This is a genomic window from Mucilaginibacter sp. UR6-1 (assembly GCF_020880975.1).
Taxonomy (GTDB): Bacteria; Bacteroidota; Bacteroidia; order Sphingobacteriales; family Sphingobacteriaceae; genus Mucilaginibacter.
This window is the reverse complement of record NZ_JAJIWP010000002.1, coordinates 186,422-207,815: the sequence shown is the minus strand read 5'-3', so window position 1 is coordinate 207,815 and position 21,394 is coordinate 186,422. Positions and strand designations below refer to the sequence as shown.

General features: G+C 46.0%; 15 protein-coding genes. 2 read left to right on the top strand and 13 right to left on the bottom strand.

Annotated features, from left to right (window positions below):
• Nucleotides 1-15 precede the first annotated feature (15 nt).
• The 4 genes from LJ707_RS06145 to LJ707_RS06130 are packed head-to-tail and all read right to left on the bottom strand — an operon-like array spanning nt 16 to nt 6,526.
• Entirely contained in the window at nt 16-1,431 is a 1,416-nt protein-coding gene (locus LJ707_RS06145) for an efflux transporter outer membrane subunit (RefSeq protein ID WP_228949933.1), read from the bottom strand.
• Between the two features lie 31 nt (nt 1,432-1,462).
• Nucleotides 1,463-4,633 carry an efflux RND transporter permease subunit gene (locus LJ707_RS06140; RefSeq protein ID WP_228949932.1) on the bottom strand — a complete coding sequence of 1,057 codons (3,171 nt, stop codon included), beginning with the start codon at nt 4,631-4,633 and terminating at the stop codon, nt 1,463-1,465.
• A 53-nt stretch (nt 4,634-4,686) separates the two neighbouring features.
• Entirely contained in the window at nt 4,687-5,886 is a 1,200-nt protein-coding gene (locus LJ707_RS06135) for an efflux RND transporter periplasmic adaptor subunit (protein WP_228949931.1), read from the bottom strand.
• Nucleotides 5,887-5,935: 49 nt separating this feature from the next.
• Nucleotides 5,936-6,526: a TetR/AcrR family transcriptional regulator gene (locus tag LJ707_RS06130; RefSeq protein WP_228949930.1), complete on the bottom strand. Its 591-nt coding sequence runs from the start codon at nt 6,524-6,526 to the stop codon at nt 5,936-5,938.
• A gap of 168 nt (nt 6,527-6,694) precedes the next feature.
• Between LJ707_RS06130 and LJ707_RS06125 the strand changes: the two genes are divergently transcribed.
• Entirely contained in the window at nt 6,695-9,301 is a 2,607-nt protein-coding gene (locus LJ707_RS06125) for a glucosidase (protein WP_228949929.1), read from the top strand.
• Here LJ707_RS06125 and LJ707_RS06120 read toward each other — a convergent pair.
• From LJ707_RS06120 to tkt, 8 genes are read right to left on the bottom strand one after another with little or no spacing between them, the layout of a single operon-like run.
• The gene (locus tag LJ707_RS06120; RefSeq protein WP_228949928.1) at nt 9,262-10,257 is read right to left on the bottom strand and encodes an ROK family protein; all 996 of its coding nucleotides are present in this window, start codon (nt 10,255-10,257) and stop codon (nt 9,262-9,264) included. The two genes, LJ707_RS06125 and LJ707_RS06120, sit on opposite strands and share 40 nt — an antisense overlap.
• 18 nt (nt 10,258-10,275) lie before the next feature.
• The gene (gene pgl, locus LJ707_RS06115) at nt 10,276-11,019 is read right to left on the bottom strand and encodes a 6-phosphogluconolactonase (protein ID WP_228949927.1); all 744 of its coding nucleotides are present in this window, start codon (nt 11,017-11,019) and stop codon (nt 10,276-10,278) included.
• 2 nt (nt 11,020-11,021) lie between these two features.
• Nucleotides 11,022-12,545 (bottom strand): glucose-6-phosphate dehydrogenase, encoded by a 1,524-nt coding sequence (gene zwf, locus LJ707_RS06110; RefSeq protein ID WP_228949926.1) that lies wholly within the window; start codon nt 12,543-12,545, stop codon nt 11,022-11,024.
• Nucleotides 12,546-12,580: 35 nt separating this feature from the next.
• Entirely contained in the window at nt 12,581-13,990 is a 1,410-nt protein-coding gene (gndA, locus tag LJ707_RS06105; RefSeq protein WP_228949925.1) for an NADP-dependent phosphogluconate dehydrogenase, read from the bottom strand.
• A gap of 34 nt (nt 13,991-14,024) precedes the next feature.
• A complete protein-coding gene (locus LJ707_RS06100; protein ID WP_228949924.1) occupies nt 14,025-14,648 on the bottom strand; it encodes an HAD family phosphatase in 624 nt (207 codons plus the stop codon).
• Nucleotides 14,645-15,772, bottom strand: coding sequence for a transaldolase (tal, locus tag LJ707_RS06095; RefSeq protein ID WP_228949923.1), 1,128 nt, complete (start codon nt 15,770-15,772; stop codon nt 14,645-14,647). The genes LJ707_RS06100 and tal overlap by 4 nt, the downstream gene beginning before the upstream one ends.
• A gap of 5 nt (nt 15,773-15,777) precedes the next feature.
• Nucleotides 15,778-16,224: an RpiB/LacA/LacB family sugar-phosphate isomerase gene (locus LJ707_RS06090; RefSeq protein ID WP_228949922.1), complete on the bottom strand. Its 447-nt coding sequence runs from the start codon at nt 16,222-16,224 to the stop codon at nt 15,778-15,780.
• Nucleotides 16,225-16,235: 11 nt separating this feature from the next.
• On the bottom strand, nt 16,236-18,236 hold the full coding sequence (gene tkt, locus LJ707_RS06085; protein WP_228949921.1) for a transketolase: 2,001 nt from the start codon (nt 18,234-18,236) through the stop codon (nt 16,236-16,238).
• Between the two features lie 569 nt (nt 18,237-18,805).
• On the opposite strand from tkt, the gene LJ707_RS06080 reads away from it, so the two are divergent.
• Entirely contained in the window at nt 18,806-19,741 is a 936-nt protein-coding gene (locus tag LJ707_RS06080) for an alginate lyase family protein (RefSeq protein ID WP_228949920.1), read from the top strand.
• Here the strand turns inward: LJ707_RS06080 and treF are convergent.
• Nucleotides 19,726-21,300, bottom strand: coding sequence for an alpha,alpha-trehalase TreF (treF, locus tag LJ707_RS06075; protein ID WP_228949919.1), 1,575 nt, complete (start codon nt 21,298-21,300; stop codon nt 19,726-19,728). The genes LJ707_RS06080 and treF overlap by 16 nt on opposite strands.
• Nucleotides 21,301-21,394: the final 94 nt, after the last annotated feature.

The window sequence follows — 21,394 nt, the reverse complement described above, 5'->3', positions numbered from 1 at the left end:
GACAATGCCATGTTTTTATTTCCAGCCACCACCTAACGAGCGGTACAGGTTAACTATAGCCTGCAACTGCTGTAATTTATCGCTTACGCTGCTTAGTTGTGCTGATAGTAAACTTTGTTCTGATGTCAACACATCGGTATAATTTGTTGCCGAGCTGTAACGCAGTAACTCCTTTGTAAAATCAACTGATTTTTGCAGTGCCTCTAACTGCTTGGTACGTGATGTTTGTTTTTCAACCGCGGTTTGGTAGGAATACAAAGCGTTTGATACCTCTGAACCCGCAGTTAACACCGATTGCTGAAAAGCATAATAAGCCTGCTCCTGTTCGGCTTTGGCGGCGCGTAGCCTTGCACGGTTTTCGCCTTTGGCAAATATCGGCTGGGTTAAACCGCCAACAATGCTGTAAAATATAGAGTTATCAAACAGGTTTTTGATCTTTAATGATGATACACCACCCTGCGCCGTAATAGTTAAGGCCGGGTAAAAATAGGTGCGGGCTACATTTGTGTTCTCAAATGCGCTGCGAAAGGCAAACTCTGCCTGCTGCACATCGGGCCTGTTTTTTAACAATTGCGATGGAATACCCACCTGCATATCAGTATAAGGCTTTTGCTCATCAAGCGATGAACGCTTTATAGCACCCGGTGTGCGGGCAAGCAATATGCTTAAAGCATTCTCTGTTTCGCGGATGCTGCGTTTAAGGTCGGGTATGGTAACCTCGGCGGCATAACGGTTGGCTTCGCTTTGTACAACTGCTGCACCTGTTACTATAGCGCTCTCCTTTAAAGCCTTCATGGTTTCCACATCGCTTATACGGTTTTTAAGCGTTTGCTCGGTAATAGCTAATTGCTTATCCAGCGCCAGCAAGCTGTAGTAGTTGTTGGCAATATCAGCTATCAACTGTGTTTGCACGGCACGCTTGGCGGCATCGGTAGCAAAAAAGTTGGCCAATGCCGAACGTTTTGAACTGCTTAGCTTACCCCATATATCTGCCTCCCAACTGGTACTTAAACCTAATTGATGGGTGGTTGTGGTTAATATGAACGAATTCGCAATTTCCGGCGGAAAATTCAATCCGGCGGCAGATTGCTTGGTACGGGTTATCTGCGCGTTGCCTGATAAGCTCGGGAAAAACGCGGCCTTGGTTTGCTGTACAGTTGCATATGCCGAATTGATGCGCTGCACGGCAGTTTTAAGATCGAGGTTATTTTGAATACCCTCTTTTAAAAGTCCCTGCAAAACGGTATCGGCAAATAACTGCTCAACAGGTACCGAGGCTATTGAGGCAGTATCAGTAACCGTAGTATCCCGATACAGCTTATCCGTTTGTACGTTAAGGTTTGGCTGCTGGTACTTTTTGGTAACGCACGATGAGATGATCATCGTTGCTGAAAGCGCTGCAAGTACCGGCCATTTATATCTCTTGATCATTGTTTGTGATAATTATCTTTAATACAATTTATTACAATACCGGTTGTTTAACATCTTCGGTATCATCGTCGTCATCAGCTTCAGGTGCCGGTTTGCCGCTTATGCGTTCCTGTAAGGTTTGGAAGATCACGAACAGCGCCGGGATAACGAATACACCGAACACCGTACCGATAAGCATGCCACCTACCGCGCCGGTACCGATAGAACGGTTACCCTCAGCACCCGCGCCAGATGCCAGCATCAGCGGAACCAGACCCAGGATGAACGCGAACGAGGTCATCAGGATAGGACGCAGACGTGCTACAGCCCCATCAATGGCAGCCTCTACTATACTCAAACCTGCACGACGGCGCATTACCGCGAATTCCACAATAAGGATGGCGTTTTTGGCCAACAAGCCAATGAGCATGATGAGCGTAATCTGCAGGTAAATGTTATTTTGTACACCGAATATCTTGGCGAATAAAAACGCACCCGCCAAACCAACGGGCAGGGAGAATAATACCGCGAAAGGCAATATATAACTCTCGTACTGCGCGCTTAGCAGGAAGTATACAAACACCAGGCACAACGCGAAAATGAACACTGTTTGGCTGCCGCTTGAGATCTCCTCACGGCTCAGGCCTGAAAATTCGTAGCCGTAACCGGTAGGTAAGGTTTGCGCGGCTACTTCCTGTACGGCCTTAATGGCATCACCCGTACTAAAACCAGGCTTAGGTGCACCGGTAATTGATATTGATGTAAACAGGTTGAAACGGCTGATAGACTCCGGACCATATACCTTTTTCAGGGTAACAAACTCTGATATCGGTGCCATTACATTATCATTGGTACGCACAAATATCTTAGTCATGCTCTCCGGGCTGGCACGAAAACCGGCATCAGCCTGTATCATTACACGGTACTGTTTACCAAACTCGTTAAAGTTTGAGGCATATAAACCGCCAAAGTAACCTTGTAGCGTACCCAGTACTGCATCAACGCCAATATTAGCGTCTTTACACTTAGCTACGTTTACATCCACCTCGTATTGCGGAAAGTTGGTATTAAAGAAGGTAGCGCCATACTGAATTTCGGGGCGTTGGTTCAATGCACCCAGGAATTTGCCGTTCACCGCCATAAAGTCGGCTATGCTGCCGCCCGTACGATCCTGCAACTGCAGCTCAAAACCACTGCTGTTACCAAAACCCTGTAATGATGGTGGCGCGAAGAAGATGATCTTGGCTGATTTGATACCGGCCGTCATCCCGAACATTTTACCGGTAACGGCTTTTACGGTATGCTCGGCACCTTCACGTTTTGACCAATCCTTCAGTTTAATGAATAAGATACTGTATGAACCACCGGCACCGCTAAGCAAACCGGTACCCGCAACACGCGTAACCGATTCAACCTCGGGCAGTGATTGTACCATTTTACCCACTTGGTTTGATACCTCGATACTGCGCTCCAGCGATGCTGCCGGCGGCAAGCTGATATCGGCCATAATAAAGCTTTGATCCTCATCGGGCACGAAACCGCTTGGCGTAGTTTTTAACAGGAACCAGAATAAAACCGCAAACACGGCTATACCAACAACCGCTATCCATTTTTTAACAGACAGGAAACCAACCGAACGTTTATATTTTTCGGTAACGGCATCAAACCCGGCGTTAAAGGCGGCATAAAAACGGTTAAGTAAACCTGTTTTATGATGCTCACCTTCCGGATGCGGTTTTAATAACAGGGCACACAAGGCAGGGCTCAGTGTTAACGCGTTAACAGCCGATATAATAATAGAGATAGCCAGTGTTAAACCAAATTGCTTATAGAACACGCCTGAAGAACCGGTGATAAAAGTTACCGGTATAAATACCGCGGCCATTACCAGGGTGATGGATATTACCGCCCCGCTGATCTCGTTCATGGCGGTGATGGTAGCTTTTTTTGCTGATTTGGCACCGTTATCCAGCTTGGCGTGTACAGCCTCAACCACTACGATGGCATCATCCACCACAATACCTATGGCTAACACCAGCGCGAACAAGGTTAACAAGTTGATGGTAAACCCGAACAGTTGCAAAAAGAAGAAAGTACCCACAATAGCTACCGGCACGGCAATGGCCGGAATAAGCGTTGAGCGAAAATCCTGCAAGAAGATAAATACCACGATAAACACGAGGATAAATGCCTCGATAAGCGTATGGATAACCTTTTCGATAGATACATCCAAAAAGTCGTTCGCGCTAAAGATGTGTGTTACCGTTACACCCTGCGGAAATGTTTTTGAGGCTTGCGCAAGTGTTTCATCTATTTGCTCGATCATCTCGTGCGCGTTAGATCCGGCTGCCTGGTACACGGCAAGCGCTATTGATGGCTCGCCATTGGTTTCGGTAGTAACACTGTAGCTTAACGCGCCCAGTTCAACACGGGCAATATCTTTAAGGCGCAAAAACTGCCCGTTACCGGCTGAGCGGATAACGATGTTCTCAAACTCGGCAGGCTTTTTTAAGCGGCCTTTATATTTAAGTACATACTCGAAAGATTGCTTGCTGTTTTCACCCACCTTACCTGGCGCGGCTTCAATATTCTGTTCGGCAAGTGCGGCGTTAACATCGGCAGGTATCAGGCCGTAAGTGGCCATTACATCCGGCTTCAGCCATATCCGCATCGAGTAATCCTGCGATCCGAAGGAGATAGCATCACCCACACCATTTATACGCTTTACCTGCGGCAATACGTTAATAGCGGCGTAATTCTGCAAAAATGTCTGATCGAATGATTTGTTGGAGCTTTGCAGCGCAAATACCATCACCATACTGCTTTGCTGCTTGCTGGTGGTAACACCCGCCTTGGTAACCTCGGCAGGTAATAACGGGGTTGCCTTTGATACCCTGTTCTGCACGTTAACGGCGGCAAGATCCGGATCGGTACCCAGTTTAAAGTAAACGGTAATGGTTGCCGTACCATCGTTAGCGGCCTTGGAGGTCATGTAGGTCATGTTCTCCACACCGTTAATCTGCTCTTCAAGCGGTACAATAACACTGTTCATCACCACCTCGGCATTCGCGCCGGTGTATGATGCCGAAACCTGCACCGTTGGCGGCGCAATGTCGGGGTATTGGGATATTGGCAGCGTGGTTAGCCCCAGTATACCCAGTATAACTATGATGACCGATATAACGGTTGAGAGTACCGGCCTTTCAATAAATTTGCGTAACATATTTTGTTGTGCTGAGGTTGCAAGGGCACATCAGTACCCTTAAAAATTCGTTATTACTTTACGTCTTTGTAAGCGGCTTCGCCACCTTTGGTATCCGGCTGTATGGTCATGCCCTCCTGCAGGCTGGCCACACCATCAAACACTACAGTTTCACCGGCCTTAACACCTTCGGTAACTACAAAGTACTGGCCGGCAGGTGCTTCAACGGTTGTTATCTCGGTGCTTTTTACTTTACCGGCTTTATCAACCACATATACAAAGCGTTTGCCCTGTAACTCAAAGGTTGATTTTTGCGGAACCAGCACTCCGTTAGTAATAGTTTGCGGTATACTGATAGTTGCGCTGCCACCGCTGCGGATAAGCCCAACCGGGTTAGGGAAGGTCGCTCTTAGCTGCGATGAACCGGTTGAGGTGTTGATCAATCCATTAGCGGTTTCAACCCTGCCTTTTTCCGGATACTCGGTACCATCAGCCAATGTTAATGTTACTGGTGGCAGTTGCTTTAATTTATCATCAAGCGTTTTGCCTTTATTATGCCTTGCAAAATCAAGCAATTGCTTTTCGTTTAATGAAAAGTAAGCGTATACCTTACCAATATTTGATACTGTAGTTAAAGGCTCAGCAGTAGTACTGCTTACCAAACTACCCAATTTATAAGGGATAGCGCCAACCACACCATTAACCGGACTGGTTACTGTAGTATAACCTACATTAGTTTTAGCATTTGATAAGGTTGCCTTAGCTTGTTTAAGCGCTGCCTGGCGTGATTGCAGGGTCAACTCGGCGGTTTCCAGTTCAAATTTACTGATGATGCCCTTCTCTACCAGCGGACGGGTTTTGTTAACCTGCAGTTTAGCCGCGTTAACATCAGCCTCGGCACTACTGATAGCCGCGGCAGCAGTATTTACCTCCTGGGCGTATTGCGGCGCATTGATACGGAAAAGCAACTGGCCTTTTTTAACCACGCTGCCCTCGTCAATATAGATCTGCTCGATATAACCATCTATCTTTGGTCGTATCTCAATATTTTGCTGCCCTTCAAGGGTAGCGGGGTAAGTGGCATTGATCACCGTGTTTTGCGGGGTGATGGTAAATACCGGGAAACTTTGCGGCGGTTGAGCTGCACCCGCTGCTGCCTGCCCCTGCTCCTGGCCGCCGCCACATGCTGATAATAGCAGAACTGCCGAACCTAAACCGGCAACTATAAACGCTTTAGCCCTCATGGTAATGTTTGAAAATTGATATATGTGCATGATATTTAGTGACTTTGTTATTTGATTAGTTTGGTTGATTTTTTTAGTATTACATTTTAAAGAGCATGTTGCAGGTCATTTCCTTTCGCTCAAGCATCAGTTTGTTAAACTGGTCTTCATCAAGGTTATAAAACTGCTTGTACATGGGTTTCATAATCAGCGGGTAAATCAGCATTGAAAACATGTTGATGGAAAAATGTATAGGGTTCATTTTTTCAAGCCTGCCCGCATCCATCTCGGCCTGTATCTGCCTCGAAAACATTTCCACCTTTTCACTCATGTTATCCTTGTGGTATATATTTCCACGGGTATTCATCTCGGTTATCAAAAAAGTTTCCTGATACGGATACTCCATCGAGTCGGCCATAAAAACATCTATAAAATCCTCTATCTTTTCCTTAAAAGGCCTGTCAGTTTCCATAACCTGCATAAGCCTTGCGCTCAGGTCATTCATCCCGTCCTCATACACCTGTTTTATCAGGCTGTCCTTTGATCGGAAATAGTAATTTACCAGTGTACGGTTTACACCTGCCGCATCAGCAATATCCTGTGTGGTGGCATGCAAACGCCCCTCTGCAAAAAACACACGTTTTGCGGTGTCTTTTATAAGTTGTTCAGTACCAGTATCTCGTGTCGCCATAAATTGTTAGACAAAAATGTTAAACATTTAGATTAAACAGAAATTTCAAATGAAAAACCATACTTATTTGACAACTTGATGATATTTGTTTATGTTGCTATTGCAGTAATTAGCTATTGCGGTATTTAACCGCCGTGTATGCTGCTAACATCTATATACCAATACTTTATGCCTGAAACTACAGAAGAACAACGCCTTAAAGAGCATTATGAAGGAAAAACCGACTGGCTTAAATGGGGACCATACCTCTCAGAAAGGCAATGGGGTACCGTGCGCGAAGATTACAGCGCCAATGGCGATGCCTGGAATTACATTACGCATGATATGGCACGCAGCAAGGCTTACCGTTGGGGCGAAGAAGGTATAGCCGGTATATGTGATGATAAACAACACATTTGCCTGAGCCTTGCCCTTTGGAACGGCCGCGACCCGATATTGAAGGAGCGCCTTTTCGGGCTTACCAACCACGAGGGCAACCATGGTGAGGATGTAAAGGAACTGTATTACTACCTGGATAATACACCCGCACATACCTACATGAAAATGCTGTACAAATACCCGCAGCAGGCCTACCCTTACGATGTTTTGATACAAAAGAATGCTGCCGCAGGCAAGGATAAGCCTGAATTTGAGCTGATAGATACCGGTATATTTGACAACAACGCCTACTTTGATGTATTCGCGGAATATGTTAAGGCTGATCATGACGATGTACTGATACAATACACCATTTATAATCGCGGTAGTGAAAAAAGCAGTGTTGATGTGCTGCCGCAAATATGGTTTCGTAAAACCTGGCTGGGCGCGGATGAAAAACCGGCCATAAAGCCAAGCGGTAAAAACGCTTTTGAGCTAACATCGGCTGCAACAGGCACATATTACCTGTATTTTGAAGAAGCTGCCGATCCCCTGTTTACCAATAACGAAACCAACCGACGCCGCCTGTATAAAACTGATAACGAAGCACCTTACGTTAAGGATGGCTTTAACGACTATATTGTAAATGGCAAAACCGACGCGGTAAACCCCGGAAAAACCGGAACCAAAGCCGCTGTTTGGCACCATTTTGAGTTAGAGGCGGGTGGTAAAGCAATAGTTCGGTTACGTTTAAGCAGACTGGCTACCAATACCCCTTTTACAAATTTTGATGAAACCATTAGTGTACGCATAACCGAAGCTGATGAGTTTTACGCAGCTAAGCAAACCAATGCAAAAACACCGGACGAGCGCCTGGTACAGCGCCAGGCCTGGGCCGGGTTGCTTTGGAGCAAGCAATACTACAAATTTAATGTAAAGCGCTGGCTTGATGGCGATGCCGGCAAACCTGTGCCACCCGCCGGCAGGCGTAAAGGCCGAAACGCCAACTGGAAGCATTTTGTGGCCGAGGATATTTTACTGATGCCCGATACCTGGGAGTACCCATGGTTTGCCGCCTGGGATCACGCCTTCCATTGCATTGCCGTTGCGCCTATTGATGCAGGCCTGGCCAAAAAGCAGTTGCAGATACTCATAGGCGTGAACCACATGCACCCAAACGGGCAGATACCAGCCTACGAGTGGGATTTTAATGATACCAACCCACCCGTTCAGGCGGTTGCCACCTTACAGGTTTACGAGATGGACAAAGCGGCGACAGGCAAAGGCGATCAGCTTTTTTTGGAGAGTGTTTTTCAAAAACTGCTGCTCAACTTTACCTGGTGGGTTAACCGTAAGGATAGCGAAGGGAATAACATTTTTGAGGGCGGATTTTTAGGACTGGATAACATTGGCATTTTTAACCGCAGCCAGCCCGTGCCCGGCGGCGGCTTTTTAGAGCAGGCTGACGGCACCAGTTGGATGGCCATGTATGCCCTCAACATGATGCGTATGGCTATGGAACTGGCCATCAACAACAAAGCTTACGAGAGCATGGCTATTAAATTTGCTGAGCATTTTATGTATATAGCGGGCTCTATCGCCAACATGGGCGAGGAAACTGAGGGATTGTGGGATGATGAGGACGGTTTTTATTATGACCTGCTCAAAAAGCCGAATTGCAGTTGGGAGCGGTTAAAATTACGATCAATAGTGGGTTTGATACCCCTGTTTGCCGTGAGTGTATTTAAGGAGAATCAATGGCAGCAATTGCCTGAACTGATAAACAGGCTGGAATGGTTTAAACAGCAACGGCCGGACCTGGTAGAACTGGTGAGCCGCTGGCGTGATGTAAATGGCGATCAACATTTATTTTCATTACTGCGGGGGCACCGCATGAAGCTGCTACTAAAACGGATGCTTGACCCGGAAGAATTTTTGTCGGATTACGGCATACGGTCGTTATCAAAAAAATATGATGCCCAGCCTTACAAGTACATGCTTAACGGTGCTGATTATTCGGTAAAATATATTCCGGGCGAAAGTGACTCGAACATGTTTGGCGGTAACAGCAACTGGCGCGGGCCGGTATGGTTTCCGTTAAATTACCTTATAATATGTTCGTTAAGGCATTTTCATGAATATTATACTGATGATTTTAAGGTGGAGTATCCTACCCGATCAGGTCAATACCTTACGCTTTCACAAATAGCAGATGAACTGAGTAAGCGCCTGCAAAATTTGTTTTTAACCAATGAGCGCGGAGAGCGCCCGGTAAATGGCGGCCGTTTAAAGTTTAACTTTGATGAACAGTTTAAACAGTACATCCCGTTTTTTGAATACTTTAACCCCGAAACCGGCGAGGGCCTTGGGGCCGGTCATCAAACCGGATGGACAGCCCTGGTAGCCTTACTTTTTTGAACCAGCGAGCTTGCACCCAAAATAGCGGCATCAGCTTCTTTCAAATCACTTAAAAGTAACTTAACCCGCCCCCTGAAGGCAGGGAGCAGGTTAAGTTCCATATACTTTTTAGCAGGCTTTAACAAGTAATCACCCGCCTTTATAACTCCGCCAAACAGCACTATGGCCTGCGGCGATGAAAACATTACAAAATTAGCCAAAGCCTCTCCCAGTATGCGCCCGGTAATTTGGTATACCTTTTGGGCAAGTTTATCGCCCTGTAAAGCGCATTCGTTTATTACCTTGGCGGTAATATCATCAACCTTTACCTGGCGTAATTTACTATCCGGGTAGGCTTTCTTGTTCAACTGCTCCTTAGCGGTGATCACAATGCCTGTTGCCGAGCAATATGCTTCAACCGAACCACGTGAGCCTGTTGACCAGTGCTTACGCCCGCCCGGCCTTATGATGGTATGCCCCAGTTCACCGGCTATACCGTTGCAGCCGTAAAGCAAACTACCATTAACTACAATACCGCTACCAACACCGGTACCAAGCGTAATCTCGATAAAGTGCTGCATGCCCTTGGCTATGCCATACTGCATTTCGCCCGCGGCAGCGGCATTGGCATCATTGGTAAGTATGCAAGGCAGATCAAACTTTTCCGTCATCAGCTTAGCCAGCGGCACTTCATCTTTACCCCAGGGCAAATTGGGTGCATGGTCAATACAACCGGTGTAAAAGTTACCGTTAGGCGCGCCCATACCAATACCTTTTACGGTTTTATCACCGTGCTTTTTAATAAGCGGACTAATGTTTTCATACAATGCATCAACAAACAATTCAACGGTAGTGTAATCGGTAGTTTTTATCCGGCCTTCTTCAAGAATTTCGCCATCCTCGTTAACTAAGCCAAACTTGGTATTTGTGCCACCAACATCTATTCCTATTACTATCTCGTTATTATTTGCTGCCATTAGTATAAATTACCGTTTTTATTTAGATGCTTTTGCTTCGTCAGTTAGTTTTGAGGCCGCGCCTTCATCAACCATCCACATCAGTTTGCCGCTTGCCGGGGCAAGCAGTTGTGATGGGTATTGCTCAAAATTACGCTCACCCTCTAAAACCTCATGCAGTGCCGATGCCTTGTTGGCACCAAATACCAACACCGCTACCTTTTGCGCTTTATTAATAAAAGGCTCGGTAAGGGTTATGCGGTACATTTGCTGTGGCTCCAGGTAATAGGCATCCACCCACTTGGTACGTTCGTGCAGCACCTCGGTATGCGGGAATAATGATGCAGTATGCCCGTCCTCGCCCATACCTAATATCAGCAGATCAAAATTGGCTTCATCTTCACCAAAAAAGCCCCTTAGTATCTGCTCATAATCGGCAGCATAGGCCTTGGCATCCTTATCATCGCTCCACATCGGGAAGATGTTTTGCTTAGGGATAGGCACATGGTTAAGCAGGGTTTCAAAAGCCATTTTAGCGTTGCTCTTCTCGTCTGTTAACGGTACCCAGCGCTCATCGCCCCAAAATACAAATACCTTGTTCCAGTCAAGCTGATCCTGGTATTCGGGCTGGGCCAGTATTTTGTGCAGCGTTACGGGTGATGAACCACCTGTAAGCGCCACGGTAAACCTGCCGTTTTTAGCAATTGCCGATGTACCGGTACTGATAAACAGATCGGCAAGGGCGGTGCAAAGCTCTACGTTATCTTTAAATATACTTATCATGTTTAGCAGTCTTTTTTACGGTCGTTACCATGTATGTTCAACGCCCAGATATGGCCTTCGCGGGCAATAAGCGCCTCTGAGGTTTCAGGGCCCCATGATCCGGCGGCATAGTTCGCAAAATCCAATGATTCTCTTGACTCCCATACCTCCAAAATCGGCGTGATCACGTCCCATGCTTCCTCCACCTGGTCAGATCGCATAAAAAGCGTAGCATCACCCCGCATGGCATCAAGCAACAGGGTTTCGTAAGCCTCCGGTGTTTGTGTTGAGCAGGTATCGTAATCAAATATCATATCGGCAGGGTTCAGCTCCATTTCAAGGCCGGTTTTTTTGGCCATAAAACGTAGGCGTATATCCATCTGCGGCTGAATGTTGATGGTTAAACGGTTTGCCATCAGGTTGTCCGACTGGCGTTCGTGGAATGTTGAGTGCGGCACCGGTTTAAACTGTATGGTGATTGATGAGGTTTTATCCTGCATACGTTTACCGGTGCGCAGGTAAAACGGCACATCCTGCCAGCGCCAGTTATCAATAAAGAACTTGATAGCGGCAAAAGTTTCGGTATTTGAATGCGGGTTAACGCCTTGTTCCTGGCGGTAGCCCGGCACTTTTTTACCTTGCAGCCAACCTTCGCCATACTGGCCACGTACGGCATATTTGTTCACCTCATCATGTTTCATACGGCGAACGGCACGCATCACATCAACCTTGCGGTTACGCACTTCCTCAGCCTTAAATGATGCCGGTGGTTCCATAGCCACCATACACAGTATCTGCAGCAGGTGGTTCTGTATCATATCGCGCAAAGCGCCTGAGCCTTCGTAGTAACCACCACGATCCTCAACACCTACCTGTTCGGCCACGGTTATCTGCACGTAATCAATATAATTACGGTTCCAAAGTGGTTCAAACAAAGTATTGGCAAAACGGAAAGCGAGGATGTTCTGCACCGTTTCTTTACCCAGGTAATGGTCAATACGGTAGATCTGCTCCTCGTTGAAAGTACGGGTAAGCAGCTTGTTCAGCTCGATAGCGGTTTCCTTGTTGTGGCCGAAAGGCTTTTCAATCACCATGCGGTCGCGCTCAATATCAGCCGCCAAACCTGCTTTTTTAATATTAACGGTAACCGCCTCAATAAACTGCGGCGCTACCGAAAGGTAGAACAACCTGTTGGCACGTACGCCCCAGGTTTTGCTTTGGCCTTCCATCTTCTTATTTAAATCAGCATACGATTTTTCATCGTTGATGTTGGATTGAAAGTAAGAGATAGATTCCTTAAAAACTCCCCACTTTTCCGGGTCAGGTGCTCCGCTGCGCGAAAACTCACCTAAACCCTCGTGCAGGCGCTCCCTGAACTGGTCGTCTGTAAGTTCGGTACGGCCCAGGCCAATAATGGCAAAATTTTCGGGCAGCCAGTTTTCGAGGTATAAATTATATAATGCCGGTATTAACTTACGTTTGGCAAGGTCACCTGTACCGCCAAATATCACCATAATTACCGGATGGTCATTTTTAACCGTTTTCATTTTTTGCGATTGTTTGGTATGAATTTGTTATCGTACTATTTCCACTCGGTGTGGAATACACCTTCGCGGTCAGTACGTTCGTACTGGTGCGCGCCAAAATAATCGCGCTGCGCCTGTACCAAATTAGTTGGCAGGGTTGCACTGCGATAACCATCAAAATAGCTTAATGAGGCCATAAACGCCGGTACCGGAATACCTTTATCAATAGCTATCTTAATAATATCGCGGGTGTCACCTTGTTTTGCAAGCAGGGTAGCGCCAATCTCTTCATCCAGCAGAATGTTTGACAGGCCCGGTTGCTTTTGGAATGCCTTGCGGAAATCCTCTAAACATACCGCGCGGATGATACAGCCACCACGCCAAATCTTGGCCACCTCTTCAAGGTTAAGATCGTAGTTATACTCTTTTGAAGCTACGAACAATTGAGCCAGGCCTTGCGCATAAGTATTTATCATGGCAAAGTAGTAGGCATTTTTAAGCTGGGCTACAAACTTTTGCTTATCAACAGCACCTATTTCGGTTGGCGTTACTTTTAATAATTCAGCGGCTTTAACTCTTTCGGTTTTGTAGGCCGATAAATCTCGCATGGTTACGGCGGCATCAATAACCGGAACCGGAACCTGCAGGTTCATGGCATCCTGCGATGTCCATTTACCGGTACCTTTTGAACGGGCGCGGTCAGACACAAAGTTTACCAGCAGCTCATCGCTGCCTTCATCTTTTTTCTTCAGGATATCTGATGTGATCTCGATCAGGAATGATTTAAGTTCCGTATTGTTCCACTCCTCAAATATGGGTTGCAGCTCGGCATCCGCAAAGCCCAGACCGCGTTTTAGCAGGTCATAGCTTTCAGAGATCAGTTGCATCAGCGCGTACTCAATACCGTTGTGCGCCATTTTTACATAGTTACCGGCAGAGCCGTTACCCAGGTAGGCCACGCATGGCTCGCCATCAACTTTAGCGGCAATGGCTTCAAATACAGGGCGCAGGCGCTCGTAAGCGTTTTTATCGCCACCCGGCATCATGCTCGGGCCGAAACGGGCACCTTTTTCACCACCTGATATACCCATGCCGAAAAAGTGAATGCCTTTTTCTTCAAGTTCAGCCACGCGGCGGTCGGTATCAGGGAAATAGCTGTTACCACCATCAATAACGATATCGCCTTTTTCAAGGAAGGGTAACAGGGTTTGTATAGCGGCATCAACCGGTTTACCGGCAGGCACCAGCAGCATTATCGCTCTCGGCGTTTTTATTGAACCAGCAAATTCCTCGGCAGAGGTGGTACCTTTTACCTGCTGACCTTCTTTAGCCGCTTTTTCAAAAGCGCTTGCTTTTTCAGCGTCAACGTCCAAGCCTGCGGCGGCAAAGCCATGGTCGGCTACGTTAAGCAGTAAGTTTCTGCCCATTACGCCTAATCCAACAATGCCAAAATCATATTGAGCCATAGTTTTTTAGTGTTTTATTATATTGTGTTTCAGATTATAGTGTTCCAATTAAGCCAAATCCGGCAAGTGCCTGCCTGGTGGTATCAACATTTATGTGATGAATGCCTTTTATACCCAGTGCCGCGGCTGCTTCCGTAAATACCTTCCGGTCGTCAATGTATACCACCTCTTCAGGTTTCACCTGCGACAGATCAAGCGCGGAAAGATAAATATCTTTATCCGGTTTGCGGGTATGTACAAAGCACGACGAAGCAAAAATATCGATCCATCCCGTAAGACCAAACTTATGTATGCGGTATTCGTTCAATTCTCGCCCTTCGTTATTAACAGCTACCGTTCTGAGGTTATATTTTTTCTTAATACGACAAACCAGATCGATCATATCCTGGTAAGGGGCCGACTCGTTGTACATAAAGTCGGTAAAATCATCAAGGGTAAAGCTACGCTCCTGGTGAAAAACCAATAGGTTAACGTATTCGGTAAGGGTCATTTTACCGGCTTCATAGGCATCAAAAATAATGCGGTGGCGCTCGTTCATATCGGCAAAGTCGAGGTTAAAAACCTCGGCGGCTTTTTGTCTGGAATTGCGGTCCCAACCGTTGGTCAGGAACACACCGCCGAGGTCAAGAAAAAGCGCCTTTACAGCGGGTTGGCTCATACGGCCACCTCCCCTTTTTTATCGGCTATGGTTTTCATCAGGCTATCAAAAGGCTTGATGAATTTCTGGATGCCTTCATCTTCTAATTTTTGGGTAACCTCCGGCAGGCTGATCTCTACAACATCTTCAAGTTGATAAAGCACATAACGTGCCTCCTCATAGGTACCATCCAAACGAGATTCGGGGTTACCATGATCGCGGTAAGCGTTCAGCGTATCAACCGGTACAGTGTTCACTGTTTCGGGGCCTATTAATGATTCTACGTAGATAATATCGCTGAATGCCGGGTTTTTAGCGCTGGTACTTGCCCATAATAAACGCTGCGGTTTGGCACCTTTGGCTTCAAGCGCCTTAAAACGGTCGCTTTTAAATATGTCTTTATAAATTTGATACGCTGCCTGCGCGCTCGAAATGGCCACTTTGCCTAATATCTTGCGTGCCGGAGCAGCTTTATCAGGATTATCCTTAATAATGGCTTCCAGCAATGGATCAACCATGCTATCGATACGGCTTAAAAAGAAACTGGCTACCGAGGCTACCTTATCAACAGGTTCACCATTAGCCAAACGCTTTTCAATACCAGCCACATAAGCCTCGGCTACCTCACGGTAACGGTCCAAACTGAAAAGCAGGGTAACATTTACGTTAATACCTTCGCTTATCAATTGTTCAATAACCGGTAAACCCTCTTTGGTACCAGGTACTTTTATCATTACGTTTTTACGATCCAGTAACTCCCATGATGAACGCGCTTCGGTAATGGTACCTTCGGTATTTTGCGCAAGGCTTGGTGATACTTCTAAACTTACATAACCATCCAGCCCATTGCTTTCTTCATAAACACCTTTGAAAAGGTCGGCAGCGGCACGAACGTCCTCAACAGCTATTGACAAAAATATTTCCTCCGGAGATTTACCTTGTTTTGTCAATTCGGAGATGGACTCGTTGTAGTCATCACTTTTGGCAATGGCTTCTTCAAATATAGCCGGGTTTGAGGTTAAGCCTTTCAGCTCGCCATCGTCAATTAATTTTTTAAGCTCGCCTGATTGAACAAACTTTCTTCTGATATAGTCAAGCCAGATGCTCTGGCCATAATCTGATACTCTTTGCAGTGGATTTTTCATAATCTTTAATTTTTTTCTAATGCGAGAACTTTATCTAAACGGCGCTGAAAACGCTCGCCACCATCATACTTCGCGTTAATAAACGCGTGCGCCAGTTCAGTTATAAGAGATGCGCCCAATACACGGCCGCCAATGCACATCAGGTTCATATCATCATGCTCAACGCCCTGGTGTGCCGAATAGCTTTCGGTAATTAATGCCGCGCGGATGCCCTTTATTTTATTGGCCGCTACCGATACGCCTACGCCGCTGCCACATACGGCAATACCTTTTTCAACCTCGCCGTTTACAATGGCGTTGGCCAGGGGCACCACAATATCCGGATAATCGTCAACAGCGTCATACTCGTGAGCGCCATAGTCAACAATTTCATAACCTTCGCTTTGCAGTTGTTTTACCAGCGATTGCTTTTGATCAAAACCGGCGTGATCGGCCGCTATTCCAATTTTCATAGCTAAATATATTATTTATTAAGGAGTGCTTTTGCCCTGTTGTATACATTATCAATGGTAAAGCCGAAGTGTGCCAGTACTTCCTCGCCCGGGCCCGATTCGCCAAAACGGTCTAAACCGATCACATCGCCTTCGGCGGTAATATATTTGTACCAACCTAAAGTAACACCGGCCTCAACAGCCAAACGCGCATGTACTGATGGCGGCAACACGCTGTCGCGATAAGCTTTATCCTGCTTATCAAATAACTCCCATGATGGCATGCTTACCACACGGGCATTCACACCCTCGGCAACCAGTTTTTCGTAAGCGCCTATAACCAACTGTACTTCTGATCCGGTAGCCATCAGGATAACTTCCGGCGTATCTGAGGAACTGGCCAATACGTAGGCACCCTTTTCAACATTGCTGGCAGGGGCATATTTAGCAGTATCGATCACCGGTAATTTTTGCCTTGACAGGATCAGTGCTACCGGCCCGTGCAGCCTGTTTATGGCAATGCGCCATGCGGCTACCGTTTCGTTGGCATCTGCCGGGCGGATAACCGTTAAATTTGGTGTGGTACGCAACGAGGTTACCTGCTCAACCGATTGGTGGGTAGGGCCATCTTCGCCTAAAGCAACACTATCGTGGGTAAAAATATAAGTTACCGGTGCTTCGGTAAGTGCTGCAAGGCGGATTGAACCACGCATATAATCGCTAAAAGTTAAAAAGGTAGCGCCATAAGTACGGATACCTCCGTATGATGCCAATCCGTTTAAGGCTGAACCCATACCGTGCTCACGTACGCCAAACCAGATGTTGGTATCCTGATACCTGCCCGGCTGAAAGCTAAGGCCGCCATCCTTCGGCGTTTCATTTGAGCTGGCCAGGTCGGCAGAACCACCTATTAACCATGGAATGCTGCTGCGCAAAGCATCAAGCGCCTTGCCCGATGCCTGGCGGGTAGCTAACGCTTCGCCTGCTTTAAATTCAGGCAATTCTTTATCCCAGCCTTCAGGTAAGTCACCTTTAACGGCTAATTCTAATTGTTTCTTCTCTTCCGGATAAGCCTCACCATATTTACCGAATAACTCTTCCCATTGTTTATGCAATTCGGCACCCTTTTTACCGGCTTCGGCCAAATGGGTCTTAACTTCTTCAGGAATTACGAAGGTTTGTTCAGGGTCCCAGCCAAAAAACTCTTTGGTTTTTTTCAGGTTTTCGGCACCCAGCGGGTTACCGTGTACTTTGTTGGTACCCTGTTGCGGGCTGCCATAACCTATTATGGTTTTAACTGAGATAAGCGATGGCTTGTCAGTTACCGCCTGCGCGGCTAAAATAGCCTCTTCAATCGCTTTCAGGTCATTACCATCTTCAACAGTAATGGTGTGCCAGCCATAAGCATCAAAACGGGCAGGTACATTTTCGGTAAAGGCCAATTCGGTCGATCCATCTAACGAGATTTTATTATCATCGTATAAATAGATCAGCTTACCCAATTGCAGGTGGCCGGCTAATGATGCCGCCTCAGATGCTACACCTTCCATCAGGTCGCCATCGCTTACAATGGCGTAGGTGTAATGGTCGGTGAGTTTATGATCGGGTTTATTGTAGGTAGCGGCAGTAAACGCTTCGGCTATGCCGAGGCCTACCCCATTACCGAAACCCTGCCCCAACGGACCTGTAGTTACCTCGATGCCCGGTGTTAATACCGACTCAGGGTGACCGGGGGTTTTTGAACCTAACTGCCTGAATTTTTTCAATTCGTCCAACGGCAAATCATAACCGTATAAATGTAACAAACTATATAATAGTGCCGAACCATGACCTGCAGAAAGCACAAAGCGATCGCGGTTTGGCCATTTTGGGTCGGCCGGGTTAAATCTTAAAAACTTGCTCCAAAGCACATAAGCCATAGGCGCGGCGCCCAATGGTAAACCGGGGTGACCGGAGTTGGCTTTTTCAACCATATCGGTTGACAGGAAACGGATGGTGTTTACACTTAACTCTTCAATTGTGTTGTTTTTCATAGTAGTTACTTTCAGATAAATATAAAGTTACAACTTGTATTGTAAGCTGGATGTTAAATTCATTATTCAAAAAAACCAGCCTTTACTATAATACATACTATATCATTACAAAAAGGTTTGCCGGTTAATTTTCTACTGACAATAATATGATATGGTAATGTAAATAACCATCGACAAATATCATCAAACATGTGAGTTGTAAGCTTTAAAAGCAAATCATCCTCCTGCAGTTGCATATTTACATATTTATGGCTAATTTGTTGCGATTATTTTAACTGATTAACAGATAATTACAACCTTTTAACATTAAAATAATATTTAATCGTTAACTAACATTTAAGCTTTTTACGGTGTCCCCTGATCACTCTCCAGCTTTTAGCCGATACGTTATTTATCTGTTACCTGTTTTTTGTTTACTGTTATTTTACTCGTGCAAAAAAAGCGGCGAGAATCCAGGACGTGATTCACGGGGTGTTATATCAATTACTCATCCCGGAATTTTAAACACAGCATCAAGCTTAAACTTTATCAGCAATGATGCTAACATAAGCGGATCGTGGCGTGCTAATATGTTCAACAATACCGTTGATGGTTTTATTGATAAAAATATAGGCAGCTTGCTTTCTCCATATCCGACAACTGTATATGTAAGATCATCAGGCAGTACACCTACAGAAACCAAAATGCGAACGGACGCACAGCTTGCCTATGCGCTGGCATTAAAATGGGCAAAAACCCATGATACAACCATTGTTATTAAGGCCATAGAAGTTTTAAACGGATGGGCATACAATTTTAATAAATTGGATACTGTAAAAGGCACCTTTGGCCAGCAGCGCTTTCTTGAAGCCGCATGGGTAGTTCCAACATTTGCCGCCGCTGCCGAAATTATACGCTGGTATAACGTTAATGATGATAATACAAGTTTATGGCCACCTGAAGATATTACACAATTTGAGGCTTTTTTAAGAAAGATGATGTATGAATACGCCGACAAAACATTCGCATCGGGGTTTAAAAACAACTGGTATGTAAGTGCTGCTTACGCTAAGATGGCTGCATCTGTTTTTTTAAATGATATTGCCGGTTATAATAATGGATATGATCGTTTAAAAGAAATATTACCGCTGATGATATTAAACGATGGCACATTACCTGAATTTTGTTCACGAACTGATTGTGTACATTTTCAATACTCACTTACAGGCATTACGCTGGGTGCCGAGCTTGACAGGATACAATCGGGCTCTACAGAACTATATGAATACGGAGGCCGTATAGGCAAAGGCTATGCTTTTATGAGCAAGGTTTATTCAGGCGGTGCTAACGGCTGTAACTTTTGCGATCCAACAAAAGAGGTTTACCCGGGTGTAGCTGTTGCTTACCGGTATTTTGCTAATGATAATACCACCTTTTTAACAACACTAAAGCAGCCAACCTATGGAGTAAATGCCGATAAGACGTTTTTAGGCTTTACCATGTACACACACTATAATGTACCCTGATAAGTTTGCGGGTAAATACGTAACAGCTTTAACAATACGCCATTAGTCCACCCGAAACCATCCTGTAACGGATACTCGCCGCCGCCTGCTTTGGCGGCGTTGCCTTTAAGCTCAATGTTGTATTTTTCGAGCAGTTTGCCGGTTTGTTTAAAAGCTGTGGTGTTTTGCTTTATCCAGCCCGTGGCTATGGTTTTGGCCAGGGTGGTTTGCTTATAGTTACGCAGCCCAATAATGGTAATGTATTGCAGCGGTGCCCAACCGTTTGGCCTGTCCCACTGCTGGCCGGTATTTTTTAACGTGGTTGATACACCCCCGGTTTGTAAAAAACGATTTTTAATTTTTGCTGATAGCTGCCTGGCCTGCGCATCGGCAGCTAAATTAAAAAACAACGGGAACGCAGCGGCGATGGTTAGTTGGGTTGATCGTGTTTTGGTTTTCCAGTTATAATCCACGTAAAAACCCTGCTTTGCATCCCAGCAGTATTTGGTTATAGCCCGGCTGCGTTTTTGCGCTTTGGCCGAGTAAACCTCAGCTTGCTCGGCATTGCCATCTTCGCGATAGCCGCGGGCTATTACCTGCTCGAGGTTATACAGTAAACTATTTAGATCTACCGGAACAAGGTTGACCGTTTGTATGCTATGCAGGTTTTTACCATCGGCAAACCAGCGGCTGCTAAAATCCCAGCCCGATTCGGCAGCGGCTCGAATATTACGGTAAAACTGCGCTTTGGGCTGCCTGCTTTTTTCGGCTTCCAGCACATCTTCACGATATGATTCCTCGCGCGGCTGATCGCTATCGTCCCAGTATCGGTTCATTACCGTTCCGTCGGCCAGCTTTACTACATGCCTGTGGGCTTCACCGGCTTTAAGGCCATTAGCGCCTTCCATCCAAAAGGCATATTCTTTTACCAATTGCGGGCGGTATTTTATGTAGACATCCTTGCCCTTTGCTTCGGCCAGTAGCTTTACCATCATGGCAAAAAATGGTGGTTGCGAACGTGTTAAATAATAGCTGCGGTTGCCGTTAGGTATGTGTCCGTAGTTATCTATCAACCAGGCAAAGTTATCCACCATATCCTCTATCACCTTAATTTTACCCGCCTGTTGTAAGCCCAGCATGGTAAAATACGAATCCCAGTAGTACACTTCCCTAAACCTGCCGCCCGGTACAATATATGGGTTAGGCAAAGCAAGCAAGGAGGTACCTTTTGCCGTATCCGGATGGCGCTGCAGCACTGTCCATAGCGTATCAATATGCTTTTTGATGCCTTTTGAAGGGTCGCTTTTAAAAACATCGGTATTGGCAACGGGCTCCTGAAAATGGCTTTTTACAAAAGCTGCCAGATCAAAAGCCGGTTGGTTTTTTTGTGCTTCATAATCCTTATTGATCTGCGCGGCATCTGCCAGCGGCACAGCGTCCGGAAAAGTTTTGCCATCAGCGTATACGCGCTCCATTTGTACCCTTTTAAAAAGCTCAGGATAAAGCTGTGCCGGGGTTTTTACCTGTGCGCCCGCAGCATATGCATACAGGCTTAACCATAACAGTAAAAGCTTCTTCATACTTTTATAACGCCTAAACGTTGAAATTGTATGGCGAAAATTTAAAATGGATGGCCAGACGGAGAATTAACCTCCTGTAAAATAAAGAACGCCG